Here is a 25,138-nt window from a genome sequence, read left to right as displayed (position 1 = left end):
GAAAGCGATGGTTAGTTGAATACCAGAGTCTTGTTGCCGTGAACCAACACGCGCTCTTGCAAGTGATAGCGCAGGCCACGCGATAGCACCATCTTTTCCACGTCTTTGCCCAACCGCACCATGTCCTCGATGCTGTCGCGATGGCTGACACGCACTACGTCCTGCTCGATGATCGGCCCGGCATCCAGCTCTTCGGTCACGTAATGGCAAGTTGCGCCGATCAGTTTGACACCTCGCTGCGCAGCCTGATGGTAGGGCTTAGCCCCTACGAACGAAGGCAGGAAGCTGTGGTGGATATTGATCACGCGCTGTGCGAACTCTTCACACAGCTCGGCCGGAAGGATCTGCATGTAGCGGGCAAGCACTATCACATCGGCCTGATGTTCACGCACCAGACGCGACACCTCGGCAAACGCCTCTTCCTTATGTCCTGGCTTGACCGGCACGTGGAAGAACGGAATTCCATGCCATTCGACCATGCTGCGCAGGTCGTCGTGATTGGAAATCACGCAGGGAATATCGCAATCCAGCTCACCGCTGTGCCATCTATGCAGCAGATCGGCCAGACAATGCGACTCGCGGCTGGCCATCAGCACCACACGCTTGCGCTGTTCCGAGTCGGTAATGCGCCACTCCATGGAAAACTCACGCGCTATCGGCGCGAACGCCTGATGAAAACCGGCGAGATCGAACGGCAACGAATCGGCACGGATTTCATGACGCATGAAAAACCAGCCACTCTGATGATCGGAGTGATGATTGGCTTCGGTGATCCACCCATTGTAAGTGGCCAGGAAATTACTGACCTTGGCGACAATGCCAACGCCATCGGGGCAGGCGATAACCAGCCTGAACGTGCGCATGAAAGTTAACTCCGGCTATAAAAAAGGTGGCGCATTCTAGCGCAGCGAAGAAAACCGTAACCACATGATCGCACCAGAGCGCACCCTTTCTCACTGTTCGCCGCCGGCCAGCATTTTAGGTACACACGAAACCCCAATAATCTGAGGGTTATCTACTCAGCGCCCGATACCGATTTCGTAATAATGTGTCGCGAACAGCGACTCCGCCGATGCAGAGCGGAGCGTCTGATAACCGGGACCTGACGTAGCGCTAACTTCAAGAAAGAATTATTTCGCCGAAGACTAACTGAACGGCTTTAACGGTCAATTCCAAAGAGAACCATAGTCAAACTTTATTCAACGCTATATTTACTTGAGCATTGCGGCTGTCTATGATTGCCAAAACTTGCGTTCAACCTATACCAAGGAAGTGACATGTCGCTAATCAATGAATACCGCGCCACTGAAGAAGCCATCAAGGAACTGCAGGAACGCCTGAAATCTCTTTCTGCAGACGACAAGCTGAAGAAAGAGCTTGAATTCGAAGGCAAACTGCGTGAACTGATGGGCGAATATCAAAAATCGCTTCGCGACATCATTGCGCTGCTTGATCCGGATGCCCGAAACAGTAAGACACAACGTACCGCAAAGGCACCAGCCGCAACCAAGCGCGCCCGCCGTGTCAAGCAGTACAAGAATCCGCATAACGGCGAAGTGATTGAAACCAAAGGCGGTAATCACAAGACGCTGAAAGAGTGGAAAGCGCAGTGGGGGTCGGAAGAGGTTGAAGGCTGGGCCACTCTGCTCGGCTAATTATTCCGCTACAGCTGAAAGCCATCTGACGCCTCATGCCTCGCATGCGGATCAAATGGCTTTTTTGTGTCCGTTCAAATCAGCGAAGGTACCGCTCACGCAAGCCCTGGGCATACAAAGCCCATTGCTGAAGTAGCTGCGCCTGCTGCGAGGTCGCGGTCGTCAACTGCGCCTGCAGTCTACTTTCGAATTGCTCCAGCGTATTGGGTGCCCCAAACTCGGGCGCGGTTAAGCGTTGCCGGCAGAACTCATCCCATTGCTGCTTCTCGGCCGCCGAAAGGCATTCGGGAAAGTTGCGCGCGCGGTAACGAAAATGCAGTTCCGGTAGACGCACATCATCAAACGGCGGCACTTCGCTCGAAGTTTGAGTCGGCACCAGATTTCTGACCTCTTCGCACAGACGCCGATCACGCTCGCCCAGGAACCCGTCATATAGTTGTTGTTCAGGATCCGCTAAGTCAGCGAAGCCCTGCTCCTGATAAATATCGGCGAGCTTCTCGCTCCATTCGGCCTTTCGGCTGCGCAAATCGCGCGCCCTGGTTTCGCAACATTGCAAATCCAGACCCAGGCGATCGATATCCGATTCGCGCAAGACATTCATGGGCGCCAATACGGGGCAGCGATTCACATGCACCAGTTTCAGTGGGGTTGGCAGCTTCTCGCCAAGATCTTCCCGCCGGGTATACAGCCGCTCGCGAAGATCATCGGAAGTTTCTTCCCACAAGGGTGAGCATTCGGAGTTGAGGTCGCAAACGATCAGTGCGTTGCGATTGCGTGGGTGCCAGGCCAGCGGCAGAACTATAGAGAGATAATGCCGAGCGGCGGAAAAGCGCCCCGAGATATGAACCATCGGCTTCAAAAGCTCAATCTGCTCGATCACGGCATTCTTGCGGCGCAGCCTGTACAGATAGTCGTAGAGCCGGGGCTGACGATCCCGTATCAAACGGGCCAGGGCGATGGTGGCGCGTACGTCCGATAACGCGTCATGTGCCTGTAGATGTTCGAGACCGTTGGCCGCACTGAGGCGTTCCAGCTTGAGCGTCACACGTCCGCCTTCCTCCGGCCAGACCAACCCTTCGGGGCGCAGAGCATAAGCGGTGCGAACCAGATCGATCAGATCCCAACGGCTGTTGCCGCTTTGCCATTCGCGTGCATACGGGTCGAAGAAGTTGCGGTACAGGCTGTAGCGCAGCACTTCGTCATCGAAACGCAGCGTGTTGTAACCCGCACCACAGGTACCCGGTAACGCCAGTTCCTGATGCAGACGAGTAATGAACTCCGCCTCAGATAAGCCTTTCTCGGCCAATGTCGTGGGGGTGATGCCGGTTACCAGACACGCAGCCGGATGCGGCAGGATATCGTCGCTGAGGCGGCAAAAGATATTCAGCGGCTCGCCAATTTCCTCCAACGCCTCGTTGGTACGGATACCGGCAACCTGCAGCGGCCGGTCGCAACGCGGGGAAATACCGGTGGTTTCAAAGTCATACCAGAAGATGCTGGATGTCACGTGGGGCGTCCCTATCGGTGCTCGGACGCCAGTCTAACAGCGCCCCATTTCCAGCGTGCTGACCGGAGCCACGAGCCGGGCACATAGATCGCTACTGGCCAACGCCGGGCAAACCACCCAACCGAATCACTCACCCACCGTGGAAGTGATCCTCATCGACGGCTGTGCACCGTGGAGCATCGTTGAGCGGCAGACGGGCCGGCGGGATGCTCCACATCGGACGAAAGCTGAAGTAATGATGCAGCGCGTCGATCATGTGACGTATTTCGCTGGGCGCGGAGATCAGTTCGAAGCCGGAATCAAAGCTGCCCGGCGTGACGTCCTCACGGGACCAGCGGCAGGTTGCACTGAAGTCGACGCAACGCAGCTGGCCATGCTGACCGGGAATCTTCAGGCGCATCTCGAAGCACGCATCGACCATCATCGGATAGGGACTAATGAGCATCAGCCCCGTCTCTGAAAGGTTACCGATGAAACCCAGTGGCTTGTCGGTGAAACGATTGAAAACGTTGAGGTAATACGGCAACTGGTGCCGCTGGATACTGCGCTGATTGGTCATGTTCATCGTTCCCTGCCTGCCGCACGCTTGATCGCCGTGACCATCGCCAGCCGCTCAGCTGCAGCTCTGACTGATACGACTGGCCAACTGCCGCCGCGCCGCCCCTATCTCCTCATCACTGTAGTAGACCCGTCCTCCGTTTGCATCGGCACGAAAGTAGCGGCCACCACGGGACAGACTCGACAATTCCTGACGCAACTGACGGCACGTCTGCCCGCGCTCGGCCCGGCGTGCACTGGCGGCCTCATCGGCCTGCTGCTGCTCTTGCCGACGGGCCTCGTGGAAACGTTCGGTACGTGCCTCCCGCTCGCGGGTCGCATCGTCACGCTCGATGATCTGCGGTCGTACCTCGACCTGCTCGGCACCGGCGCGCGGCTGCGAGCCGAAATGTACATTTCCCTGGGAATCTACCCAACGGTAAACACCAGCCGTAGCCCACGGCGCGATCAATAGGGCTGCGAACAGTATGGGTGCGACACGCATGGGTTCCTTCCCGTCCAGTCACGATGACCGGCTCAGCTTCACGGTTTGATGGGATGGGGCACTACCCGCTCCTCGGGTTGATAGTGCCCCAACTGACGCAACGTCTCCAGTCTGGCGCGGCCACGGAAGGCGTATTCGCTACCCGGATAACGAGCCTGGATGAATCGATAGGTTTCCACCGCATCGACGAACAAGCCTTGGCGCTCCAGGCATTGACCACGCAACAGCGAAATTTCCGGCTGAAGGTTGTCGCGCGGACGACTGCGACGCTCGGCCTGGGAGAGCTCGAGCATCACCTTGTCGCAATCGCCGTTGCGGAAATGGGTATAGGCGGCATCCAGATGGCGGTCGAGTGCACTTCTGCTGCTACAGCCTACGCTGAGAGTGGCCAGGAAAAGAATGGCAAGGGTTCGCATTGGTTAATCCTCCGATGCCGGCTTATCGACCATGACGAGAAAAACTGCAGCCCGCTCGGCGCCCGAACGATGTGCCGTCCCGCCCCTTAAAGAGTAGTGAAAGCCAACGATGACTACAGCCGCACGCCATAGTAGCCTCCGGCCCATTCAGAAAAAGGAGCAATGAATGACTTCGCGCCGTACCAAAATCGTCGCCACTCTAGGCCCGGCCAGCAGCTCGCCGGATGTGCTGGAAAAAATGATCCTCGCCGGACTCGATGTCGCGCGCCTGAATTTCTCCCATGGTGCGCCGGATGAGCATCGCGCCCGAGCGCAACTTGTACGGGATATCGCCGCACGACATGGCCGCTTCGTCGCGCTGCTGGGCGACCTGCAGGGACCGAAGATTCGCATCGCCAAGTTCACCAACAAGCGCATCGAGCTGGCCGAAGGCGACAGCTTTCGCTTCTCCGTCACCCACCCGCGCGAGGCCGGCAACCAGGAAGTGGTCGGCATCGATTATCCGGATCTGGTCAAGGATTGCAGCGTCGGCGACGAGCTGCTGCTCGACGATGGCCGTGTGGTCATGCGCGTCGATGCGACGACGGCCGATGAATTGCATTGCACCGTGCTGATTGGTGGCCCGCTGTCGGACAACAAAGGCATCAACCGTCGCGGCGGTGGCTTGACCGCACCCGCGCTGACCGCCAAGGACAAGGCCGACATCAAGCTGGCCGCAGATCTGCAGCTGGACTATCTGGCTGTCTCATTCCCGCGCGACGCCGCCGATATGGAACTGGCCCGCCGCCTGCGCGACGAGGCCGGCTCCAGCGCCTGGCTGATCGCCAAGATCGAGCGCGCCGAGGCGGTTGCCGACGACGAAGCCCTCGACGGACTGATCCGTGCCAGCGATGGCGTGATGGTCGCTCGCGGCGATTTGGGCGTGGAAATCGGCGATGCCGAGCTGGTTGGCATCCAGAAGAAGATCATTCTCCACGCACGTCGCAATAACAAGGTGGTGATCACGGCGACCCAGATGATGGAGTCAATGATCCAGAGTCCGATGCCGACCCGCGCCGAGGTTTCCGATGTAGCCAACGCCGTGCTCGACTACACCGATGCGGTCATGCTCTCGGCTGAAAGCGCCGCCGGTGAATACCCGATCGAGGCGATCAAAGCGATGGCGCGCGTCTGCGTCGGCGCCGAGAAACATCCGACCAGCATCAAGTCCGGCCACCGCCTCGGCCAGCGCTTCGAGCGCAGCGACGAGAGCACCGCGCTGGCGGCGATGTACACCGCCAACCATTTCCCTGGTGTGAAAGCGATCATCAGCCTGACCGAGAGCGGCTACACCACGCTGATCATGTCGCGCATCCGCTCCTCGGTGCCAATCTTCGCCTTTACTCCGCACCGCGATGCCCAAGCCCGCGTGGCGATGTTCCGCGGCGTGCAGACCGTTCCTTTCGACCCAGCCGCGCTACCGACGGAAAAGGTCAGCCAGGCAGCAGTGGACGAACTGGTCAAGCGCAACATCGTGCAGCCGGGTGATTGGGTCATCCTGACCAAGGGCGACAGCTATCACGACTCCACCGGCGGCACCAATACCATGAAGATTCTGCGCGTCGGCGATCCGCTGAGCTGACAACCACGCCGAAGGCATGGTCCGTATGCCATGCCTTTCGGCACGCTTCATTTTCAACCAATCGCGGGCGTCTTCGCTCAGGCCTGACGGACCAGGAACGCATCGCTCATGATTTGCCCTCGGGCTATCCCGGCCAGGTACATGAGCTTGGCGCTTTGCTCGACGAACGCGGCGCCGCCGCAGATCAAGACCCGCGCCTGCCGCGACGCTACGCGCAGCGCTTGCAGCACGTCTTGCGCCTGCCTCCGCTCGAAATATTCCACGATCAAGTTTTCGTGCTGCCCAGCGAGACGCTCCAGTTCCGCTCGCAGATAGGATTCACCCTGACAGAAATGCAGCAGCCGGACAGGCCCGGTGTGCCCCTGCCGCAGCGCTTCGCGCAAGATGGACCAGAGCGGCGCAACCCCAGTGCCGGCAGCCAAAAGCAGTAAGGGCTGGGTCTGCCAGCCGACGTCGTAATGCAACGCACCTTGGTGCAGCTGGCCGAGACGCAGGCTATCGCCGAGGATCAGGTTACGCGCCGCCTCGCTGAAGGCTCCGGGGCTGGCGCAGTCCAGGTGGAACTCGAGCCAGGGATCTTCGCCCGGAAGGCTAGCAAGCGAATAGGGACGCGCAATACCGTCGCCAGTCCACAGCAGCGCATGCTGACCCGGGCGGTAGCGCACAGGCCGATCGGGCATCAGCCGCAACCGAAGAACATCCCCACCGAACCAGTCGAGCCCCTCCACTCGCGTCGCCACGCCCTCGCGCTGGGGGTCGAACGGCGCTACTTCGAGGTCTTCGATCACCGTGCATTGACAGGCAAGCCGCCAGCCCTGCAGACGCTTACCGACATCGAGCGCATCCGGGCGAGCGTCCTGTGGTTCACCCGCCACGCACCGTACCAAGCAAGCATGGCAGCGCCCCGCGCGGCAGCTGTAAGGCACGTTCAGATCCGCGCGATTGAGTGCATCTAGCAGGTTGCTGCCCTCACTCACGTGCCAAGACCGAGTCCCGCAACGGATCTCAGGCATCGACAGCCGCCCAGCTTGCCTCACAGCGGTTGCGTCCATTTTCCTTGGCGCGGTACAGCGCCTCGTCCGCCCGTTGCAACGCCTCGCCCAGATCATCGCCGGCATTGAGCAACGTAAGCCCGACCGACAGGCTGAGATGCCCTGCCTGCACGTTCACATCCAGTGGCTGGGCATTGGCGAACGCCTCGCGCAGGCGCTCACAACAAGCACTGAACTGCTCGGCGTCGGTGTGCGGCAGCAGCAGCACGAACTCCTCTCCGCCGTAACGAGCGAGTATGTCGCCGTCACGTAGACACGAGCGCGCCACCGAGGCGAAGGTCTGCAAGACGCGATCACCCGTGGCGTGTCCGTGCAGGTCATTGATCCGCTTGAAATGATCAAGATCGATCAGGGCGAGACCAGACCTGTGCCCGGCGCGCAGCCGGTTCAGCTCATCCTCGGCTCGCCGTAGAAAATGCCGACGGTTGTACAGCCCGGTCAGCTCGTCCGTGGACGCCAGATCCTCCAGCTGCCGCATCATGCCGCGCAGCGTCTCCTGATGCGCCTGAAGGGCGAAACGACGCTGGCGCATGCGCTGACGCAGCTTGTAGACGTATCCGACGAACAAGCACATCCAGATCAAGGTCACCAACAACACACCGGTCTGCAACAGCGCCGCCTGCGGGTCACGCAGTTGCTCCTGCTGCGCGTCGTACAGCGACATGCCGACGAAACTGAGCAACGCCAGCACGGCGTAGCGGGTGAAGACCTTTGGATGGAGAAATACCGCAAACATCAGCACCAGCACGTAAAGCACCAGCAACGAGCCGCGGTTGTCGCCGAGATTGAACAGAAAGAAGGTCAGCCAGACCAGCGCAACTAGCACTTGTGGCTCGGTCAGGCTGGGGTCGCGAAAACGCAGATTATGGCCTCGGTAGAAGATGCCGAGGAACACCAACTGGCTGGCCAGAATCATCACCGAACCGACTATCGCAGTGTCCAGCGGCCCCTGGTAGAACCCACCGGCAACGGTGATCCAGGTCAAAAGCAAAGCAAGGCCATAGGTTCCGGCCGCCATGCCGAAACGTTTGGTCACCAGTTGCTGAAGCGCCTGCTGTTCGCCTTCGTCACGAAGCGTGCGCATGGAATCCATCCCATAGTGGCAATTCGACGCACTTTACGCTGACCGAGCGAAAAAGCCCATAAGCAGCCGTTTCGATGCCGCGGCGAGATATCAATCGACTCGATTGCGACCATTCTGTCGCCTTCTGCCAACGAACCTTCATATACCTTGCGCCTGCATGAAGTCTACGGCTCGTTCTCTAATTTTGTTGGTCGATTGACGGCAGCGCCGCCCCGGTTCCTCTGTGCATCCCTTCACCTTTGGTCCGTCTGTGTACCCGCCCGGTCGGCGGGTTATACTGCTGCGCCTTTTTTATCCGGCGCGTGTCGGTCTCTTCTCGACACGCCCGTCTCCGCCCCGCCAAGAGGACGCGCTGCATGACCGTGATCAAGCAAGACGACCTGATTCAAAGCGTTGCAGACGCTTTGCAGTTCATTTCTTACTACCACCCCGTCGATTTCATCCAGGCGATGCACGAAGCCTATCTACGTGAAGAGTCGCCAGCCGCGCGCGACTCCATGGCGCAAATCCTGATCAACTCGCGCATGTGCGCCACCGGACATCGGCCGATCTGCCAGGACACCGGCATCGTCACCGTATTCGTACGCGTGGGAATGGACGTGCGCTGGGACGGCGCCACCATGAGCCTGGACGATATGATCAACGAAGGCGTTCGCCGCGCTTACAATCTGCCGGAAAACGTCCTGCGTGCTTCGATCCTCGCCGACCCGGCGGGTTCCCGCAAGAACACCAAGGACAACACCCCGGCCGTCATCCATTACTCAATCGTCCCCGGCGACAAGGTGGAAGTGGATGTTGCAGCCAAGGGCGGCGGTTCGGAAAACAAGTCGAAGATGGCCATGCTCAACCCGTCCGACTCCATCGTTGACTGGGTATTGAAGACCGTGCCGACCATGGGCGCCGGCTGGTGCCCGCCGGGCATGCTCGGCATTGGCATCGGCGGTACTGCCGAGAAGGCTGCGGTGATGGCGAAGGAAGTGTTGATGGAGTCCATCGACATTCATGAATTGAAGGCACGCGGCCCGCAGAACCGCATCGAGGAGCTGCGCCTGGAGCTGTTCGAGAAGGTCAATCAACTCGGCATCGGCGCCCAGGGTCTCGGCGGCCTGACCACCGTGCTCGACGTGAAGATCATGGACTACCCGACCCACGCCGCATCGCTGCCGGTGTGCATGATCCCCAACTGCGCCGCGACCCGTCATGCGCATTTCGTGCTCGACGGCTCGGGACCAGCCGAGCTGAGTCCGCCGCCGTTGGACGCTTATCCGGAAATCGTCTGGGAAGCCGGCCCGAGCGCGCGTCGCGTCAATCTCGACACTATCACTCCGGAAGAAGTACAGAGCTGGAAGCCGGGCGAAACCGTCCTGCTTAACGGCAAGATGCTCACTGGTCGCGACGCGGCGCACAAGCGTATGGTCGACATGCTGAACAAGGGTGAAGCGCTGCCGGTGGACCTCAAGGGTCGCTTCATCTACTACGTTGGCCCAGTCGATCCGGTCGGTGACGAAGTGGTTGGCCCGGCCGGCCCAACTACCGCCACGCGCATGGACAAGTTCACCCGCCAGATTCTTGAAAGCACTGGCCTGCTGGGCATGATAGGCAAATCCGAGCGTGGCCCCATCGCCATCGACGCGATCCGCGACAACAAAGCCGTCTATCTGATGGCCGTCGGCGGGGCCGCCTACCTGGTAGCCCAGGCGATCAAGAAATCCAAGGTGTTGGCCTTTGCCGAACTGGGCATGGAAGCTATTTACGAGTTCGAAGTGAAGGACATGCCGGTGACCGTCGCTGTAGACACTAACGGTGAGTCGGTGCACATCACAGGGCCTGCAATCTGGCAGAGCAAGATTGCCGAAAACCTGGCGGTTGAAGTGCAGTAACTTCAACGAAGAGCCCGGCTACTACCGGCTCAGAGTGATGACGAACCCCGCTATTGGCGGGGTTTCGTTTTTTAAGGCATGTCGTTTTTTTGAGCGGCCTACGCTGAAATTCCATGAGCATCGACGGGCCCCATGGAAGACGTCGCCGCGAGGCGTATGTATCAGGCGCTGTTGTGGGAGGTCCGCCCTCGGGGCGAAGCTATTGCTTTTCGTTTGCCGAGAAAGTCACTCGCGGCAACGCGACGTCACTACGAGGCTCGCCGCAGCTGGATAAACAACGCCTCGACTTTTTCCCGCGCCCACGGGGTTTTGCGCAGGAAGGTCAGGCTCGATTTGATACTGGGATCGCTCTTGAAGCAGCGGATATCGACACGCTGCGCTAGCCCGTCCCAGCCGTACCGCGCCTGTAGCTCGACAACTATGGCTTCGAGCGTCACGCCATGGAGCGGGTCTTTCGTGGGTTCTCGCACTGAGGGCCTCTGTATCCGAAACCGTCCGAGACGGCCAATAGCAAAAGACCCAGCGAATGCCAGGTCCTTCGCCCCGTCAGCATCTTACAGCGTGATGCGCGTACCGAGCAGTTTCAGAAACGCTGCCAGCCACGCCGGATGCGCCGGCCAAGCCGGTGCCGTGACCAGGTTGCCTGCGGTATGCGCCTGATCGACCGGGATATCTACGAATTCACCGCCGGCCAGCTTCACTTCTGGAGCGCAAGCCGGGTAGGCGCCGCAGGCGCGCCCCTTCAGCACGCCCGCGGCGGCGAGCAGCTGAGCGCCGTGGCAAACCGCGGCAATCGGCTTTTTCGCTTCGTCGAACGCCCGCACTAGGTTGAGTAGCTGTTCGTTCAACCGCAGGTATTCGGGTGCGCGACCGCCGGGTATGACCAGAGCGTCGTAATCTTCGGCACGCACCGAAGCGAAATCGAAGTTCAGCGCGAAGTTGTGTCCGGGCTTCTCGCTGTAGGTCTGGTCGCCTTCGAAATCATGGATCGCGGTGCGCACCGTGTCGCCCGCCTTTTTATCCGGGCAGACGGCATGCACGCTGTGCCCGACCATCTGCAACGCCTGGAACGGCACCATGGTTTCGTAATCTTCGACGTAATCTCCAACCAGCATCAGAATCTTCTTCGCAGCCATCGAAATACACTCCCAGTCAGTGACGGTTAACGGCCAACGCCCGGTTAGCCGCTTCGATTGAATATGTTGATCACCAGTCGATCGAGTAATCCCCACATTCGTTGATAGATGCGCAGATGCAACGGGCGGTCGTGCCAGCGTTGCAGGTCGATCTCCAGACTGCGTGAAAAATCTTGCTCGAAGCTCTCGGCCACTTCGGCACCGAACGACATATCAAGCGCCTCGAGGTTGGCTTCCAGATTCCAGCGCAGATTCCAATGATCGAAGTTGCACGAGCCGATGCTGACCCAGTCGTCGACCAGCACCACTTTCAAGTGCAGAAAGTGTGGCTGATATTCATGAATACGCACGCCGGCGCGCAGCAGTCGCGGGTAGTAACGCTGGCCGGCGTAGCGCACCGACGGATGATCGGTGTTGCGACTGGTCAGAAGCAGCCGCACTTCAACGCCGCGCCTTGCCGCACGCATCAGCTCACGGCGGACCCTGCCCGTGGGCAGGAAATAAGGTGTTGTCAGCCAGATGCGCCGTTCCGCGCGCTGCAGGTTTCGCAGCAAGCTATGAAGGATGTCGCTGTGCTGCCGCGCCGCCGCGTAGGCAACCCGCCCCATTCCCTCTCCGCCAGCTGGGTTGGCCGGAATTTTCGGAATCCGTTGCGGCAGCGGCAACTGCCAGATACGGCGCTTCAGGCACAGCGTCCATTGCGCGTCGAACAGCCGCCGCCAATCCTCTATCAATGGTCCCGCAATTTCTACCATCGCCTCGTGCCAGTGCTCGTCCGGTTTGGTCGGGTTCCAAAACTCGTCGGTCGCCCCGGCACCACCGACGAAGCAGTAACTGTCATCGATGATGATCAGCTTGCGATGGTCGCGATGCAGGTTGCGAAATCGCAGCCGCAGTTTCAGCGGGTTGTACTGACGCAGCTCGACACCCGCATCGGATAGCCGCTGCCGCGCCTTCTGTCCCAGCTTCAAACAGCCGAAGCCATCGAACAGGCAGCGCACCCTCACACCACGCGTGGTGGCAGCTGCCAATGCATCGACCAGCAGATCGGCGCACTGCCCGTCTTCAACCAGGTAAAGCTCAACGTCGACCCGTCTTTTTGCCGCCTCGATGCACTGCAGCATTCGCGGGAAAAACGCTGGGCCGTCAATCAGCAAGCGAAAGCGATTGCCGTCTCGCCAGGGGAAAATCTCCCCTGCGAGCATCACGAGAAGAGCCTCCAAGCAATCGAAGCTGCTTTGTGAGGGCGGAGATCGTTATAGCGGCTAGACATCGATTCCTTGTCCTGATGAGTTCTCCATGACGTGCTTCGATGAGCAGCCAAACGCAGAGCCATGACCCAGCGCCGTTGCGGCACGCCTGTTATAGGTCCGTACGGGCAGCGCAGAGTTCCACGTCGGTGCCTTGCGTTGCGCTCAGGTGGGCGATAACCCTTCGTCTGTCGTCAGACCGAAGACAGCCGCAGCCCGGGCCTGGCGCTTGGATCGAGCGCTGTGCGCCAGCTGCAGCACGCCACGGTCTCGCTGCCACAAGCGCTTCCACGGCTCGGGTCCGCTGGCCAGCGCCGCATCGAGCTCTTGCGCCAGTGCCTCGAACTGCAGATTGAGAGAAGCCAGTAGCAGATGCGTGGCGGCTTCGGTCGGAGACAAACGTGCAACCTCTGCCGCCCCTCCCAACACGCCGAGCAGGAGAAGTTGCAATCGCTGCGGCCAGCCGCACTCCAGCCCTATCCCGTAGAGCCAGCTGGCGAGCGCTGTCAATACGTATAGATCTTCCAACGTGCGGAAGGGTTTGACGTAGTCGTCCCAACCGTCGCCGGGCAAGTGCCGGCAGGGCGCCTGATCCAGGCGCAAGCGGCCGTGTGCGATGTCCGGTACCAGAGGCAACGGCGGCCGGTCTTCAATGAAAACGCCGCGTTCGTCGCATCCAACCACGCAAAGGCTTAGTCTGGGCCGGTCCCCCGGCGTCTCGTCCCGTGCCGGCACCAACAACCAGTCCGCTGTACAGCCAGCAATGACGAAATCCTTGCTGCCGTTGATAATCAGCTCGTCCACACGGGTCTGCATGTCGGCCGGAAGCAGTTTGCGGTTTTCCGTGGCACACAGTGCCCCGAGGCCATCCGGCGCGGCGGGCCAGAGGCGGCGTAGCGCGGCCTGGTAGCCCGCTAGAAACGCATACCCAGGCGTTATTGCCAGACGCCCGCCTAATACCGCCAGCTCAAATGAATCGCCCGAGCAACGCGACTGCAGTTCAGCGAACCAGTGATCCAGTGCAGTGGGTTCAGACAGACGATGCAGTGGACCAAGCAGCTCGTGCCAGGACATAGATCGATCTCCCGCAGATTAGAAATGGAATGGCAACACCATGGTTCAAGCATCACCGACCCGTAACGTCGGCAGCACCACCTCTGAGCTGAGCCGGTTGTCATTGATTAACGGGACGCCAACCGTAACAATTGCGCGCTCCGAGTGCATCGCCACGACAAGAAGGCGCATCTGGAGCAAGCATAAGCTTTTCCTGACGTCGCCCAACGACGACGCACACCTGAAAAGTTCTGAAGCCGAATTAGGCCGCCACGACAGCTTGATACAGGCTGAGCGCAGACCGCGCTGCTAAACTCGCCGCATGAATTATCTTGCACATCTTCACCTCGGCGGCCCGCAGCCGGGCGATCTGCTCGGCAGCCTGTATGGCGATTTCGTCAAAGGCTCCTTGCAGGGCCGCTGGCCCGCCGATATCGAAGCCGGCATTCGCCTGCATCGGCAGATCGATGCGTTCACCGATAGCCATCCACTGGTACTACAGGCCAAGCAGCGTTTTCCCAGCGAACGGCGACGCTATGCCGGCATCTTGATCGATCTTTTTTTCGACCATTGCCTGGCCGCGCACTGGCACGACTATGCCGATGAGCCCTTGAAGGACTTCACCACGCGTGTCTATCGAATTTTACGAGAAGAAGCCGAACTGCCCGGCAAGCTGGCGTTGATAGCGCCGCGCATGGCCGCTCAGGACTGGCTCGGCAGTTACCGTGATTTCGCGGTGATGGAACAAGTGTTGGCAGGCATGAGTCGCCGGCTGTCACGCCCGCAGGGCCTCGCCGGCGGGTTCGAGGAGCTGGAACGGCTCTACCTGCCGCTCCAGCAGGATTTCCGCGACTTCTATCCGCAGCTGCAGGCGTTCGTTCGGCTCAGCGATACCGGCAAGAGGTAACTGTCAGCTGTCGTAACCGGGGCATTGCTGGTCGAGCTTGCGCAGCAGCGCCGGCCAGGCCAGCGCGCCGCCCATGCCTTGCTTGCTGCGCGTGACACCGGCAGCCATGGCCTTGGCTCCGGCGAGAATCTGCTCGGGGATCGGAATCAGCTCGGCGCCGCCAGTCTTGGCCATCACCTGTATTTCGCAGGCACGCTGGAAAATGAACATCATCAGGAAGGTATCGGCAATGCTCCCGCCGCAGGTCATCAGGCCATGATTGTGCAGGAGCATGAAGCCGGTTTCGCCGAGATCGGCCTGCAAACGGGCCTTTTCGTCATGGTTGAGGGCCACGCCTTCATAGCCATGGGTGGACAGGCTGGCGAGTACGAACAGCGCTTGCTGGCTGATCGGTAAAAGCCGCTGCTTCTGTGCCGACACCGCCACACCGGCGGCGGTATGGGTGTGCATCACGCAGGCCACGTCATGGCGCACCTCATGCACGGCGCTGTGGATGGTATAGCCCGCCGGGTTGATGTCATAGGGCGTGTCCATCAGCTTGTTGCCGGCCAGATCGATCTTCACCAGACTGGACGCCGTGATCTCGTGAAACATGAGCCCGTAGGGGTTGATCAGGAACTCATCGGTGTCGGGAATCTTCGCCGATATATGCGTAAAGATCAGATCATCCCAGCCATGCAGGGCGACCAACCGATAACAGGCAGCCAGATCGACACGGGCCCGCCATTCGGCGGCACTTACCTGATTCTTCAGCGTTTGGATCGAATGCAGAGCAGTCACAGGCACCTCTTCTTGTTGTTTTTACGGTGCCGCAAAGTCTAGCCAGCGCTTGCCTGCTCGGGAGTCGCCTTTGCAGCCAGCCTGATGGCCGCAGAGGACAGCGCTCAGCCGCGCAGGGCTGCAGCGAAACGTTCCAGCCACGGCTCGGCGTCGCCTTCGGGCGTCACCGTTTCGCTGGCATCGAGGCGCAGCATTTCCTGCACCTCACGCATGCCCAGCTCGGCGTAGAGTTCACGGATCAATTCGCCACCGCCACAAAAGGTATCGCCATAGCTGGCGTCGCCCAGCGCGATGATGCCTCCAGGCATGCCCTGCCAGGCCGGAAGCCGATCGCGGATGGCCGAATACAGCGGAATGAAATTGTCGGGCAGCTCGCCCATGCCTGTGGTGGCGGTTACAACCAGTAATGCCTGCGGGCCGAAATCGACAATCTGAGGAAGTTGTGCGCGCGGATCATGCCAGGCGTCGAAGCCTGCCGCCTTCAGTTTTGCGGCGGCGTGGCGGGCGACGTCTTCGGCTGTGCCGTAGACCGTACCGGAAAGGATGGCGACCTTCATGATGGACTCCGTTGCGATTGAAGCCGAGCATTATGCCGTATTTGGCGCCGATGCCTCGCTTGCGTCGCGCTACGCTGTTAGGCGGTGCGTAGACTCGACGAGCAAAGGAATTAATCGGCTTGTGAGTTGTCGCAAGGCGGTCCTGACAGAGGAATTGCGGACGCAACCACAAGGCATGGGCAGGCCTGCTGCCATTGAGAGGGAAATCTGATGCCAGAAAAGACCGTACTCACCAGCGCCGAGCTGGCGTATATCAATCAACTTACCAGCGGCCCGCAAACCGAATCGGGCGAAGCACGGGGCGGTTTTCAGCTCGACGGCGGCGAGCGCGCCAACGGTTTGCTGCTACAGCTTGCAGCGAAAGCCAACCTGACGCTCGATGCAGAATTCGATGACTATTGCATGTCGTTCCCGCTGCAACTGACCCGTGATGAACTCCAGACGATCCGGCTTCAGCTTGCGCCTCCCATCATTTACGAACGCGGGCCGGTTCTTCGCGCCTGGCGCTTGCACCTGGACGACCCCCTGCCGTTGCTCTCCGATGAAGGTGACGAGACCGCGCTGAGCGTTCACGAGTTATCGCCAAATGGACTGCTGGTGGACGCCGGGCCCAAAAAAGCCCCCAAGCATCTGCATATGCGACTGGCGCTGCCTGGTGAGACGCCGTTCATGATCGACGCGCGCCGGGTACGCGTCGCCGAAGACGGAATGGCGGCCTATGAAGTCGAACAGCCGCAAGACAAGGACGCCGAGCGTATCCGTTCGTATCTGTACGAGCAGCATCAGCGTCTGCATCCAGAATTGCAGCCGGAACTGCCGGTCGACATGCTCGTCGACGAGCCCGCGCATTCGTAAGCCGGGTCATCGCGCGGGTCTGCCGCTCGAAGGCTGCGGTGTACTGCCATGAAGCACCCTGGTGTAAGCTGGCCGACCACGCGCGGCGTCTATATCGCAGCCGTGCGCGATCATTCACCATCAGCCGACCCGGAAAACATGACCCAGCCAACGGCCCCCATCCTGATTACCGGTGCCAGCCAACGCATCGGCCTGCATTGCGCTGAACGCCTGCTCGATGATGAGCAGCCGGTGATCGTTACGTACCGAACAGCTCGACCAAGCCTCGACCGGCTACGCGAACGCGGTGCCGTGACCCTGCACGCGGACTTTTCAGGAGCGGCCGGCATTCATGCGTTTATCGCCACGCTGAAACAGCAGACCCGCTCGCTGCGTGCGATCGTTCACAACGCATCGGACTGGCACCCCGAAACACCGGGCAAAGAGGCCGAGGTGTTCCAGCGCATGTTCGACGTGCATATGCTCGCGCCCTATCTGATCAACCTTCACTGCGCGGACCTGCTGCGGCACGGAGGCCCGGCGGATATCATCCACATCGGCGACGATGTCACCCGTATCGGCAGCAAGAAGCACATCGCCTATGCCGCCAGCAAAGCCGGGCTGGACAACCTCACCCTTTCGTTTGCCGCCAGCCTGGCGCCGGCGATCAAGGTCAATGGCATCGCCCCGGCCCTGATACAGTTCAACCCGGGCGATGACGCGAACTATCGGCGCAAGGCGCTGGCAAAATCCGCGCTGGGTATCGAGCCCGGCGCCGAGGTGATCTATCAGAGCCTGCGCTATCTGCTCGATAATCCGTACGTCACCGGCACTACACTGACCGTCAATGGCGGCCGTCATCTGATCTGATTGCGAAGGAACCCCATGCCTAGACTGGAACCCGCCATGGCGCGCATCCGCGTCAAAGATCTGCGACTACGCACCTTCATCGGCATCAAGGAAGAGGAAATCCTCAACCAGCAAGACGTGCTGATCAACCTGACGATGCTTTATCCCGCGGCGGACGCCGTGCGCGACAACGACATCGAATACGCGCTGAATTACCGCACCATCACCAAGGCAATCATCCAGCACGTCGAAAACAACCGTTTCGCCCTGCTCGAGCGGCTCACCCAGGAAATCCTCGACCTGGTCATGGAACATCCGCAGGTGCGCTACGCCGAGGTCGAGGTCGACAAACCTCATGCGCTGCGCTTCGCCGAATCGGTGTCGATCACGCTGGCCGCGCATCGCGACTGAGCATTCTGCTTAGGGATGCGGGTCGGCGTCGCTGTCTGGCTCATGGCAACCACCGAGGTTATGATCCGCCCACGTCTGCAATGCCGAGGCCCATGACATGAATGATCAACAACGCACCGAACTCGAAGCCGCCGCCTTCCGCCGCCTGGTCCAGCACCTGCGCAGCCGTCCCGATGCGCAGAACATCGACCTGATGAACCTAGCCGGCTTCTGCCGCAACTGCCTGTCGAAGTGGTACAAAGCCGCTGGCGACGACCTGGACATTGAAGTCAGCCTCGACGAGGCGCGCGAAGAGGTTTACGGAATGCCCTACGCCGAGTGGAAGAAGCGCTACCAGAAGGAAGCCACACCCGAGCAGCAGGCCGCCTTCGACAAGGGGCAAAATTCATGACCAGCCTTGCGGACTTTCGCGCCAGCCTGCGCAATCGCAAGCACCCTTTCAGCGAAACACTGGCCTATATCGACAGCGCCTATGACTACCAGCCAAGCCGCTTCATCAACGGCAACGTGGAAAACGCTGCCGGCGAAAACGAAGGCTCGTGCAAGACGCTTGGGCTGGCGGTGCTAGAAGGATTCACCACTGAAGAGGCGCTGTTGGCGTTCGGCGAGCATTATCAATCGGTGCTAGCCAACCCCAGCGGAACCGACCACCGCAATATCCGCGCGTTGATGGAGACCGGCCTGCCGGGTGTGCGCTTCGATCAGCAGCCGCTGACAGCCAAGGAATAAAAAAAGGGCCGGCCAGGCACTTGGGGAAGGCTTGATAGCGGACGGCCCTGAAACCAAAGAGGCCGGCCAAGTCTGACGGTCCGAAGCAACGCCGGCCATTGCGTAATCCCGATTGCCGGAATAGGCGGATGCTATTGGACCGAGGCTGCAGAAAGCAGGCCGGTGCGATTCCGCCAAATCGAAACTGCAGGAACTGCCGCAACGGTAAACCGACCTCAATCATGGAGTCAGCTTGCTGGCGTTGCCCAATGGTTATGCATAACCCCTGTCAGGCTTTTCCCGCCCAACCAAAGCCGGTAAGGTCCGAACCGGTCTTATCGGAGTACTTCACATGCCCATCGCTGCCCTTTCCGGCCCGCAGTACCTGCGTGAAGGCCTGAAGCTGATCCTGAGCCCAGGGCTACGGCTGTTCGTCATCCTGCCGCTGACGGTCAATCTGCTGCTGTTCAGCGGGCTCATCTACCTTGCCCTTCGCCAGTTCGGCGGCTGGGTCGATGCCTTCATGCCGAGCCTGCCCGAGTGGCTGATGTTTCTGGAATACATCCTCTGGCCGCTGTTCGTGGTTCTGGTCGTGTTGATCGTGTTTTTTACCTTCACCATGCTCGCTAACATCGTCGCGGCCCCGTTCAACGGTTTTCTCGCCGAAAAAGTCGAGACGGTCGCGCGTGGCGAGGACAGTTCGCCACCGTTCAGTTGGACCGAGCTGCTGGCCATGCTGCCGCGCACCATTGGCCGCGAAGCACGCAAGCTGGCCTATTTCGCACCTCGTGCGCTGGCATTGCTGATTCTTTCCTTCATCCCGGTGGTCAACCTGTTCGCCGCTCCGCTGTGGCTGCTGTTCGGCATCTGGATGATGGCTGTGCAGTACATCGATTACCCGGCGGACAACAACAAGCTGAGCTGGGCGGAAATGATGGTCTGGCTACGCCAGCGGCGCTGGAAAAGCCTGAGTTTCGGTGCGGTGACCTATGCCGCGCTGCTGGTGCCGGTGTTGAACCTGCTGATCATGCCGGCAGCGGTGGCGGGCGCGACCCTGTTCTGGGTCCGTGAAGGCGGCCGGAAACACCCGGTGCCTGTCGCCACCCAGTGAACTGCGGGAGGGGTTGATGTCTAGATTCGAACACATCGAATTCAGGAGCCCTTCCCAATGGCGCTTTCCGCACTGTCGATCAACTGCACACTCAAAGCCTCTCCCAACACGTCGTCCTGCAGCTTGCTGCTGAGCCAGGCCGAGCGGGAATTGGGAAAGCTCGGCGTGACCTGCGAGCAGCTACGCGCGGTGGATTTCAACATCAAACCGGGCGTGACCTCTGACGAAGGCCCGGGCGATGACTGGCCGATGATCCGCGAGAAGATACTCGCCGCAGACATCCTTTTGCTGGGCACGCCGATCTGGCTGGGGCACCAGTCCAGCATCTGCCAACGGGTACTCGAGCGTCTCGATGCGTTTCTCAGCGAAACCGACGATCAGCAACGGATGGTCTCCTATGGTCGGGTCGCCTGTGTCGCCGTGGTCGGCAACGAAGACGGTGCGCACCATGTGGTGGCCGAGCTGTACCAAGGGCTGAACGATGTAGGGTTCAGCATCCCCGCCAACGGCTGCACCTATTGGGTCGGAGAAGCGATGGGGTCGACAGACTACAAGGATGCAGGCCCCCGCGAGAAAACCGCCAATACCAATGCGATGCTGGCTCGCAACGCGGTGCACTTGGCGAAACTGCTCAAACAGTCTGGTTATCCGGGAGCCTCGGAGTAGCAGGTAGATCAGCGCCGAGATCGGGACGCTCGGCGTAGAGATGGCTGAGTTGCACCTACGCGACCCGACCCATCCCCTTTTGTAAGGAGGGGACGAGGGACGCGTAGACGAAACCCTTCAATCTGATTGGTTAGGCACGCGACGATGCAACGACGCGCTCAGGCAATTGGCCGGCTCAAGCCAGCGTCTTCAGCGCCTCACGGCTGAACGGCAGGATGTCCTGCATGCGTCCTTCGCGAACCTTCAGCGCCCAGTCGGGATCGCAGATCAGCGCACGTCCCACCGCAACCAGATCGAATTCCTCCTTGTTCAGACGCTCGAGCAGGCCTTCGATATTGGCCGGCTGCGCCACCTTGTCGGTCTTGACCATGAACTGCAGGAACTCGCCGTCCAGCCCCACGCTACCCACGGTGATGGTCGGCTTGCCGGTGAGCTGGCGGGTCCAGCCGGCCAGGTTGAGATCAGAGCCTTCAAACTCCGGCTCCCAAAAACGACGCGTCGAGCAATGGAAGATGTCCACGCCTGCAGCCGACAGCGGTGCGAGGAATTCGCCCAGCGCTTCTGGAGTAGTCACCAAACGCGCGGTGTAGTCCTGCTGCTTCCACTGCGAGAAACGGAAAATTATCGGGAAGTCCGCGCCCACCGCAGCCCGCACCGCGCTGATCAGCTCGATGGCGAAACGCGAGCGGTTGGCCAGGCTACCGCCGTACTCATCGGCGCGCTGGTTGCTGCCTTCCCAGAAGAACTGGTCAATGAGGTAGCCATGAGCACCGTGAATTTCGACGCCATCCATGCCGATGGCTTTGGCATCGGCAGCCGCCTGAGCGAAGGCCGCGATCACGTCCTGGATATCCTGCTTGGTCATACCGTGGACGACGACCTGATCGTCCTTGCGCTTCTCCATTGGCCCAAACCCCAGCACTTCCGGCTCCGGCTCGGTACCCTTGCGGCGCACATTGCCGACGTGCCAGAGCTGCGGAACGATCTTGCCCCCCGCGGCATGCACCGCATCGACCACGTCTTTCCAGCCGGCCAGCGCATCCTCGCCATAGAAGCGCGGCACCTGCGGGTAACCATTGGAAGCCTGGTGGCCGACCGTGGTGCCCTCGGTGATGATCAGCCCAACGCCCGAAGCGGCACGGCGGCGGTAGTACTCGACGACGTCAGCGGTCGGCACGCCGTTGGGCGAGAAGGATCGGGTCATCGGCGCCATGACCACGCGGGTCGGCAGTTGCAGGCTGCCGAGCTGGAATGGCTGAAACAGGGCATTTACGGCTGCGGTCATCGTTATCTCCTTGTTGATCCGGGTTACAAAAGCGACCGGTCGTCTCACCACTCGCCACAAAAAAATCAGCGAAGCGTCAGCAGACGCTCCAGTTGGGTTAGAAAACTGTTCAGCGGCGCGACACTGCGGCCCACCTTCATGCGCAGCAGCGCGCCTTCCCAGGCGTTGCCGATGAATTCGGCGAGCGCCTGACAATCGATGCTCTGATCGATTTCACCGGCATCGCGTGCCTGTTCGAGGCAGACCGCGAGCACTTCGACAGAGCGCAGCAGAATGGCTTCCACCTGACACCCGATTGGCTGCGACAACTCTGCCATCTCAAAGCTCAGGCTGCCAATGAAGCAATGGTATTCAGGGCATTCCTGACGCGCGAAATGCGCGACGAGCTCGGCGTAATGGCCAAGAATACGGGCGCGCGGATTCAACACAGGGTTGCTCAACGCAGCCTGGTAACGCGCCAAACGTGGCGTATATAGATGGTCGAGCGCCTGCAGGGCGAAATCTTCCTTGCTGGCGAAGTAGTGATAGAACGAACCCTTGGGAATACCGGCAGCCTGGACGATTTCCAGCACGCCAGTGCCGTGATAGCCACGACGGGTCATCACCTGCGCGCCTTTGGCCAGGATCAGTTCACGCTTATCGATTCGAGCTCGGCTGTTCATGAAACCGAGCATATGACCGGTCGTCTCGTGCGAACAGCATCATCCATGAGGCTTATTGCGCCGATACGATCGCGACGATGGCGGGGGCTTTTTAGCGATGATGGAAAGCGCAGCGGCAAATACCGCTGCGCCCGATGAGCGAAGGGTCAGGCGAGCGCGTTTTCGATCGCCTGGATCAGCGCCGGATCGTCCGGGGCGGTACGGGGCGAGAATCGCGCCAGCACACGACCGTCCTTATCGACGAGAAACTTCTCGAAATTCCAGCTAATGTCACCGGGGAAATCCGCACCCTCGCCCGCCAGCAGACGGTAGAGCGGATGACGTTGCGGGCCGTTGACCTCGAGCTTGCTGCTCAACGGAAAACTGATGCCGTAGTTCTCGTTGCAGAACTGCAGGATTTCCGCGTCGCTGCCCGGCTCCTGCGCCGCGAACTGGTTGCAGGGAATGCCGAGCACACCGAAACCACGATCCTGATAACGCTGATGCAACGCCTGCAGTCCCGCGTACTGAGGAGTCAGGCCGCACTCGGAAGCCACATTGACCACCAGCGTCAGCTGATTTTTAAGCGGCCCGAGGGGCAGCTCCTGGCCAGCGAGGCCGGGTAGGACCAAATCGTGGAACGCGCTCATTCTCTCTTCTCCAGAGGGTAAAAAAGCGCTCCGGCTTTACCGAAGCGCTTCGTCGCCCGACCTTCTCGGTCGAGCCTGTCGCCACCCGCTCGCTGCGAGGGGATCAGTGGTGATGGCCACCTTCGCCATGAACGTGACCATGGGCGACTTCTTCTTCGCTGGCATCACGCACATCGACGATCTTGACATCGAAGTTCAGGCGCTGACCAGCCAGCGGATGGTTGCCGTCAACGATCACGTCGTCGCCTTCGACATCACGGATAGTGACGATCTGCATACCGCCGTCCGGACCGGATGCGTGGAATTGCATGCCGACTTCCAGCTCGTCAACGCCTTCGAACATGGCGCGATTGAGCGTCGCGACCAGCTCCGGGCTGTACTCACCGTAGGCATCCTGCGGCTCGATGGCGACCGTCACCTGATCACCGCCCTGTTTGCCTTCCAAGGCCTTTTCCAGGCCAGAGATGATGTTGCCTGCACCGTGCAGGTAGACCAGCGGCGCGCCGCCGGCCGAGCTGTCGATTACCTCACCAGCGTCGTTGGTGAGTGTGTAGTCGATTGACACAGCCTTGTTCGCGGCAATCTGCATGAGGCAAAACCTTTTGCTAGGGAATGTGATGTCGAAGTTTAACCGCGAGCTGCGGCGATTGCGAACCGAGCCCGGATAAACGGGACCAGCAACTGGTTGACAAAACCTTAGGATGCGAGTGCCGCATACAACCTTTGGAGAGCATCGGTCAGTCATGAGCTATGTCAGTATCCCGTCACGCAAGCTAAGCGAAACTTCCAATAATTAATGCGCGTTCCAAGGAGCACCGATGTCGGCTCGAAACATTCTGGTGATTAACTGCGGCAGTTCGTCGATCAAATTCGCACTGGTCAGCGAAACGCAAGCGACCTTCCCTCTGCAAGGCCTGGCAGAACGTATAGGCAGTCCTGAAGCGGTGCTTCACTGGCAACGGGGAGACGACAAGCAGACACTGGAGATCCCGGGCGCCGACCATCGCGCCGCGCTGGAGCAACTGCTACCGCTCGCGCAGGAAGCGGCTGGCGGCAAGCTAGACGGCATCGGGCATCGAGTCGTTCATGGCGGTGAACATTTCACCGGCTCCAGCCTGATCGACGAGCATGTGCTCAAAGCCATCCGTGACAGCGCTCAGCTGGCCCCGCTGCACAACCCGGCCAACCTGGTCGGCATCGAAGCCGCCATCACACTGTTCCCTACCCTGCCGCAAGTCAGCGTATTCGATACGGCGTTTCACCAGACCATGCCCGAACACGCCTTCCGTTACGCCGTGCCCGAGTTCCTTTACAAGGAGCACAACGTCCGCCGCTATGGTTTCCACGGCACCAGCCACAACTATGTCAGCAAGCGTGCCGCTGAAATGACCGGGCTGGCAGCGGACGACAGCTGCTGGCTGACCGCGCACCTGGGCAATGGTTGCTCGACCTGCGCCATCGTCAACGGCGAAAGCCGCGACACCAGCATGGGCCTGACGCCACTGGAAGGTCTGGTGATGGGCACGCGCAGCGGCGACGTCGATCCCAACCTACACAGCTACCTGAACCGCACGCTGGGCTGGAGCCTCGAGCAGATCGACCGCATGCTTAACCACGACAGCGGTCTGAAAGGCCTGTCTGGCCTGTCTAACGACCTGCGTACACTTCATGAAGCCCGCGTCGCTGGCCACGCAGGCGCGAACCTAGCGCTGGAGGTGTTCTGCTATCGCCTGGCCAAATCCCTGGCGAGCATGGCCTGCGCCCTGCCGAAGCTCGACGGCCTGATTTTCACTGGCGGCATCGGCGAGAACTCCGTAGCCGTACGCAGCCGCACCCTGGAACACCTCAAGCTGTTCAACTTCCAACTCGACGAAGAAGCCAACGCGCGCTGCACCCGCGGCGTTGGTGGAGAAATCCAGGCCGCAGGCAGCCCGCGCGTCCTGGTCGTTCCCACCAATGAAGAACGCCAGATCGCGCTGGACACGCTGGCAATCCTCGACGCCTGACAACCCGCCGACACGAACGCGCCTCTGCAAACCCGAC

Annotated in this window: 29 protein-coding genes; 12 read left to right on the top strand and 17 right to left on the bottom strand. The window is 60.3% G+C overall.

The window, feature by feature from the left end:
- Window positions 1-11 precede the first annotated feature (11 nt).
- Window positions 12-863 carry a formyltetrahydrofolate deformylase gene (purU, locus tag NA647_RS01195; RefSeq protein ID WP_131650706.1) on the bottom strand — a complete coding sequence of 284 codons (852 nt, stop codon included), beginning with the start codon at window positions 861-863 and terminating at the stop codon, window positions 12-14.
- Between the two features lie 414 nt (window positions 864-1,277).
- On the opposite strand from purU, the gene mvaT reads away from it, so the two are divergent.
- On the top strand, window positions 1,278-1,655 hold the full coding sequence (gene mvaT / locus NA647_RS01190; protein WP_256049629.1) for a histone-like nucleoid-structuring protein MvaT: 378 nt from the start codon (window positions 1,278-1,280) through the stop codon (window positions 1,653-1,655).
- Window positions 1,656-1,734: 79 nt separating this feature from the next.
- Here mvaT and sbcB read toward each other — a convergent pair whose 3' ends face one another.
- From sbcB to NA647_RS01170, 4 genes are all read right to left on the bottom strand, one after another.
- Window positions 1,735-3,162 carry an exodeoxyribonuclease I gene (sbcB, locus tag NA647_RS01185; RefSeq protein WP_256056040.1) on the bottom strand — a complete coding sequence of 476 codons (1,428 nt, stop codon included), beginning with the start codon at window positions 3,160-3,162 and terminating at the stop codon, window positions 1,735-1,737.
- A 130-nt stretch (window positions 3,163-3,292) separates the two neighbouring features.
- Complete coding sequence (locus NA647_RS01180; protein ID WP_256056039.1) at window positions 3,293-3,727, bottom strand: PilZ domain-containing protein; 435 nt, start codon at window positions 3,725-3,727, stop codon at window positions 3,293-3,295.
- 48 nt (window positions 3,728-3,775) lie between these two features.
- Window positions 3,776-4,204 (bottom strand): DUF4124 domain-containing protein, encoded by a 429-nt coding sequence (locus NA647_RS01175; protein ID WP_256056038.1) that lies wholly within the window; start codon window positions 4,202-4,204, stop codon window positions 3,776-3,778.
- A gap of 38 nt (window positions 4,205-4,242) precedes the next feature.
- The gene (locus NA647_RS01170; protein ID WP_256056037.1) at window positions 4,243-4,620 is read right to left on the bottom strand and encodes a tetratricopeptide repeat protein; all 378 of its coding nucleotides are present in this window, start codon (window positions 4,618-4,620) and stop codon (window positions 4,243-4,245) included.
- A gap of 166 nt (window positions 4,621-4,786) precedes the next feature.
- On the opposite strand from NA647_RS01170, the gene pyk reads away from it, so the two are divergent.
- Window positions 4,787-6,241 carry a pyruvate kinase gene (pyk, locus tag NA647_RS01165; protein ID WP_256056036.1) on the top strand — a complete coding sequence of 485 codons (1,455 nt, stop codon included), beginning with the start codon at window positions 4,787-4,789 and terminating at the stop codon, window positions 6,239-6,241.
- Between the two features lie 77 nt (window positions 6,242-6,318).
- On the opposite strand, the gene NA647_RS01160 is transcribed toward pyk, so the two are convergent.
- Window positions 6,319-7,254: an iron-sulfur-binding ferredoxin reductase gene (locus tag NA647_RS01160; RefSeq protein WP_256056035.1), complete on the bottom strand. Its 936-nt coding sequence runs from the start codon at window positions 7,252-7,254 to the stop codon at window positions 6,319-6,321.
- Complete coding sequence (locus tag NA647_RS01155; RefSeq protein WP_256056034.1) at window positions 7,247-8,377, bottom strand: GGDEF domain-containing protein; 1,131 nt, start codon at window positions 8,375-8,377, stop codon at window positions 7,247-7,249. Before NA647_RS01155 ends, NA647_RS01160 begins: the two co-directional genes overlap by 8 nt.
- Window positions 8,378-8,733: 356 nt before the next feature.
- Here NA647_RS01155 and NA647_RS01150 point away from each other — a divergent pair, with 356 nt between their 5' ends.
- Window positions 8,734-10,257, top strand: a complete 1,524-nt coding sequence (locus NA647_RS01150) for a fumarate hydratase (protein WP_256056033.1) — start codon at window positions 8,734-8,736, stop codon at window positions 10,255-10,257.
- A gap of 248 nt (window positions 10,258-10,505) precedes the next feature.
- Here the strand turns inward: NA647_RS01150 and NA647_RS01145 are convergent, their stop codons facing one another.
- From NA647_RS01145 to NA647_RS01130, 4 genes are all read right to left on the bottom strand, one after another.
- Window positions 10,506-10,727 carry a VF530 family DNA-binding protein gene (locus NA647_RS01145; protein WP_256056032.1) on the bottom strand — a complete coding sequence of 74 codons (222 nt, stop codon included), beginning with the start codon at window positions 10,725-10,727 and terminating at the stop codon, window positions 10,506-10,508.
- An 84-nt stretch (window positions 10,728-10,811) separates the two neighbouring features.
- Complete coding sequence (locus NA647_RS01140; RefSeq protein WP_256056031.1) at window positions 10,812-11,393, bottom strand: DJ-1/PfpI family protein; 582 nt, start codon at window positions 11,391-11,393, stop codon at window positions 10,812-10,814.
- 44 nt (window positions 11,394-11,437) lie between these two features.
- A complete protein-coding gene (locus NA647_RS01135; protein ID WP_256056301.1) occupies window positions 11,438-12,598 on the bottom strand; it encodes a phospholipase D-like domain-containing protein in 1,161 nt (386 codons plus the stop codon).
- A gap of 210 nt (window positions 12,599-12,808) precedes the next feature.
- Window positions 12,809-13,717: an acyl-CoA dehydrogenase family protein gene (locus NA647_RS01130; RefSeq protein WP_256056030.1), complete on the bottom strand. Its 909-nt coding sequence runs from the start codon at window positions 13,715-13,717 to the stop codon at window positions 12,809-12,811.
- Window positions 13,718-14,018: 301 nt separating this feature from the next.
- On the opposite strand from NA647_RS01130, the gene NA647_RS01125 reads away from it, so the two are divergent.
- On the top strand, window positions 14,019-14,603 hold the full coding sequence (locus tag NA647_RS01125) for an ACP phosphodiesterase (RefSeq protein WP_256056029.1): 585 nt from the start codon (window positions 14,019-14,021) through the stop codon (window positions 14,601-14,603).
- A 3-nt stretch (window positions 14,604-14,606) separates the two neighbouring features.
- Here the strand turns inward: NA647_RS01125 and NA647_RS01120 are convergent, their stop codons facing one another.
- The gene (locus NA647_RS01120) at window positions 14,607-15,383 is read right to left on the bottom strand and encodes a class II aldolase/adducin family protein (RefSeq protein ID WP_256056028.1); all 777 of its coding nucleotides are present in this window, start codon (window positions 15,381-15,383) and stop codon (window positions 14,607-14,609) included.
- 104 nt (window positions 15,384-15,487) lie between these two features.
- A complete protein-coding gene (locus NA647_RS01115) occupies window positions 15,488-15,940 on the bottom strand; it encodes a flavodoxin (protein ID WP_256056027.1) in 453 nt (150 codons plus the stop codon).
- 210 nt (window positions 15,941-16,150) lie between these two features.
- Here NA647_RS01115 and NA647_RS01110 point away from each other — a divergent pair, with 210 nt between their 5' ends.
- The 7 genes from NA647_RS01110 to NA647_RS01080 all read left to right on the top strand — a co-directional run bounded on the left by NA647_RS01110 (window position 16,151) and on the right by NA647_RS01080 (window position 20,519).
- Window positions 16,151-16,795, top strand: a complete 645-nt coding sequence (locus tag NA647_RS01110) for a PilZ domain-containing protein (protein WP_256056026.1) — start codon at window positions 16,151-16,153, stop codon at window positions 16,793-16,795.
- Window positions 16,796-16,933: 138 nt separating this feature from the next.
- Window positions 16,934-17,644, top strand: a complete 711-nt coding sequence (gene folM / locus NA647_RS01105) for a dihydromonapterin reductase (RefSeq protein WP_256056300.1) — start codon at window positions 16,934-16,936, stop codon at window positions 17,642-17,644.
- 15 nt (window positions 17,645-17,659) lie between these two features.
- Window positions 17,660-18,034, top strand: a complete 375-nt coding sequence (gene folX, locus NA647_RS01100; RefSeq protein WP_256049645.1) for a dihydroneopterin triphosphate 2'-epimerase — start codon at window positions 17,660-17,662, stop codon at window positions 18,032-18,034.
- A 97-nt stretch (window positions 18,035-18,131) separates the two neighbouring features.
- Window positions 18,132-18,425: a DUF1244 domain-containing protein gene (locus tag NA647_RS01095; protein WP_131650724.1), complete on the top strand. Its 294-nt coding sequence runs from the start codon at window positions 18,132-18,134 to the stop codon at window positions 18,423-18,425.
- Window positions 18,422-18,763, top strand: a complete 342-nt coding sequence (locus tag NA647_RS01090; RefSeq protein ID WP_256056025.1) for a HopJ type III effector protein — start codon at window positions 18,422-18,424, stop codon at window positions 18,761-18,763. Before NA647_RS01095 ends, NA647_RS01090 begins: the two co-directional genes overlap by 4 nt.
- A gap of 331 nt (window positions 18,764-19,094) precedes the next feature.
- On the top strand, window positions 19,095-19,853 hold the full coding sequence (cysZ, locus tag NA647_RS01085; RefSeq protein ID WP_256056024.1) for a sulfate transporter CysZ: 759 nt from the start codon (window positions 19,095-19,097) through the stop codon (window positions 19,851-19,853).
- Between the two features lie 57 nt (window positions 19,854-19,910).
- On the top strand, window positions 19,911-20,519 hold the full coding sequence (locus NA647_RS01080; RefSeq protein WP_256056023.1) for a flavodoxin family protein: 609 nt from the start codon (window positions 19,911-19,913) through the stop codon (window positions 20,517-20,519).
- A 175-nt stretch (window positions 20,520-20,694) separates the two neighbouring features.
- Here NA647_RS01080 and NA647_RS01075 read toward each other — a convergent pair whose 3' ends face one another.
- The 4 genes from NA647_RS01075 to NA647_RS01060 all read right to left on the bottom strand — a co-directional run bounded on the left by NA647_RS01075 (window position 20,695) and on the right by NA647_RS01060 (window position 23,684).
- Window positions 20,695-21,804, bottom strand: a complete 1,110-nt coding sequence (locus NA647_RS01075) for an NADH:flavin oxidoreductase (protein WP_256056022.1) — start codon at window positions 21,802-21,804, stop codon at window positions 20,695-20,697.
- Between the two features lie 65 nt (window positions 21,805-21,869).
- Entirely contained in the window at window positions 21,870-22,466 is a 597-nt protein-coding gene (locus NA647_RS01070; RefSeq protein WP_256056298.1) for a TetR/AcrR family transcriptional regulator, read from the bottom strand.
- A gap of 146 nt (window positions 22,467-22,612) precedes the next feature.
- A complete protein-coding gene (locus tag NA647_RS01065) occupies window positions 22,613-23,095 on the bottom strand; it encodes a glutathione peroxidase (protein ID WP_256049650.1) in 483 nt (160 codons plus the stop codon).
- Window positions 23,096-23,198: 103 nt separating this feature from the next.
- Window positions 23,199-23,684 carry an FKBP-type peptidyl-prolyl cis-trans isomerase gene (locus NA647_RS01060; protein WP_256056021.1) on the bottom strand — a complete coding sequence of 162 codons (486 nt, stop codon included), beginning with the start codon at window positions 23,682-23,684 and terminating at the stop codon, window positions 23,199-23,201.
- A 229-nt stretch (window positions 23,685-23,913) separates the two neighbouring features.
- Here NA647_RS01060 and NA647_RS01055 point away from each other — a divergent pair, with 229 nt between their 5' ends.
- Window positions 23,914-25,101: an acetate kinase gene (locus tag NA647_RS01055; protein WP_256056020.1), complete on the top strand. Its 1,188-nt coding sequence runs from the start codon at window positions 23,914-23,916 to the stop codon at window positions 25,099-25,101.
- The last annotated feature ends 37 nt before the right edge of the window (window positions 25,102-25,138 follow it).

It is taken from the genome of Stutzerimonas stutzeri, assembly GCF_024448985.1.
In the GTDB taxonomy this organism is placed as follows: Bacteria; Pseudomonadota; Gammaproteobacteria; order Pseudomonadales; family Pseudomonadaceae; genus Stutzerimonas; species Stutzerimonas stutzeri_AP.
This window is presented reverse-complemented; position numbering and strand designations above follow the sequence as displayed.

Bases quoted from the DNA above. Each gene is read 5' to 3' on its own strand.
- purU (WP_131650706.1), bottom strand. From the start codon at position 863: ATGCGCACGTTCAGGCTGGTTATCGCCTGCCCCGATGGCGTTGGCATT.
- mvaT (WP_256049629.1), top strand. From the start codon at position 1,278: ATGTCGCTAATCAATGAATACCGCGCCACTGAAGAAGCCATCAAGGAA.
- NA647_RS01180 (WP_256056039.1), bottom strand. From the start codon at position 3,727: ATGAACATGACCAATCAGCGCAGTATCCAGCGGCACCAGTTGCCGTAT.
- NA647_RS01175 (WP_256056038.1), bottom strand. From the start codon at position 4,204: ATGCGTGTCGCACCCATACTGTTCGCAGCCCTATTGATCGCGCCGTGG.
- NA647_RS01170 (WP_256056037.1), bottom strand. From the start codon at position 4,620: ATGCGAACCCTTGCCATTCTTTTCCTGGCCACTCTCAGCGTAGGCTGT.
- pyk (WP_256056036.1), top strand. From the start codon at position 4,787: ATGACTTCGCGCCGTACCAAAATCGTCGCCACTCTAGGCCCGGCCAGC.
- NA647_RS01160 (WP_256056035.1), bottom strand. From the start codon at position 7,254: ATGCCTGAGATCCGTTGCGGGACTCGGTCTTGGCACGTGAGTGAGGGC.
- NA647_RS01155 (WP_256056034.1), bottom strand. From the start codon at position 8,377: ATGCGCACGCTTCGTGACGAAGGCGAACAGCAGGCGCTTCAGCAACTG.
- NA647_RS01150 (WP_256056033.1), top strand. From the start codon at position 8,734: ATGACCGTGATCAAGCAAGACGACCTGATTCAAAGCGTTGCAGACGCT.
- NA647_RS01140 (WP_256056031.1), bottom strand. From the start codon at position 11,393: ATGGCTGCGAAGAAGATTCTGATGCTGGTTGGAGATTACGTCGAAGAT.
- NA647_RS01135 (WP_256056301.1), bottom strand. From the start codon at position 12,598: ATGCTCGCAGGGGAGATTTTCCCCTGGCGAGACGGCAATCGCTTTCGC.
- NA647_RS01130 (WP_256056030.1), bottom strand. From the start codon at position 13,717: ATGTCCTGGCACGAGCTGCTTGGTCCACTGCATCGTCTGTCTGAACCC.
- NA647_RS01125 (WP_256056029.1), top strand. From the start codon at position 14,019: ATGAATTATCTTGCACATCTTCACCTCGGCGGCCCGCAGCCGGGCGAT.
- NA647_RS01115 (WP_256056027.1), bottom strand. From the start codon at position 15,940: ATGAAGGTCGCCATCCTTTCCGGTACGGTCTACGGCACAGCCGAAGAC.
- NA647_RS01110 (WP_256056026.1), top strand. From the start codon at position 16,151: ATGCCAGAAAAGACCGTACTCACCAGCGCCGAGCTGGCGTATATCAAT.
- folM (WP_256056300.1), top strand. From the start codon at position 16,934: ATGACCCAGCCAACGGCCCCCATCCTGATTACCGGTGCCAGCCAACGC.
- folX (WP_256049645.1), top strand. From the start codon at position 17,660: ATGCCTAGACTGGAACCCGCCATGGCGCGCATCCGCGTCAAAGATCTG.
- NA647_RS01095 (WP_131650724.1), top strand. From the start codon at position 18,132: ATGAATGATCAACAACGCACCGAACTCGAAGCCGCCGCCTTCCGCCGC.
- NA647_RS01090 (WP_256056025.1), top strand. From the start codon at position 18,422: ATGACCAGCCTTGCGGACTTTCGCGCCAGCCTGCGCAATCGCAAGCAC.
- cysZ (WP_256056024.1), top strand. From the start codon at position 19,095: ATGCCCATCGCTGCCCTTTCCGGCCCGCAGTACCTGCGTGAAGGCCTG.
- NA647_RS01080 (WP_256056023.1), top strand. From the start codon at position 19,911: ATGGCGCTTTCCGCACTGTCGATCAACTGCACACTCAAAGCCTCTCCC.
- NA647_RS01075 (WP_256056022.1), bottom strand. From the start codon at position 21,804: ATGACCGCAGCCGTAAATGCCCTGTTTCAGCCATTCCAGCTCGGCAGC.
- NA647_RS01070 (WP_256056298.1), bottom strand. From the start codon at position 22,466: ATGAACAGCCGAGCTCGAATCGATAAGCGTGAACTGATCCTGGCCAAA.
- NA647_RS01065 (WP_256049650.1), bottom strand. From the start codon at position 23,095: ATGAGCGCGTTCCACGATTTGGTCCTACCCGGCCTCGCTGGCCAGGAG.
- NA647_RS01060 (WP_256056021.1), bottom strand. From the start codon at position 23,684: ATGCAGATTGCCGCGAACAAGGCTGTGTCAATCGACTACACACTCACC.
- NA647_RS01055 (WP_256056020.1), top strand. From the start codon at position 23,914: ATGTCGGCTCGAAACATTCTGGTGATTAACTGCGGCAGTTCGTCGATC.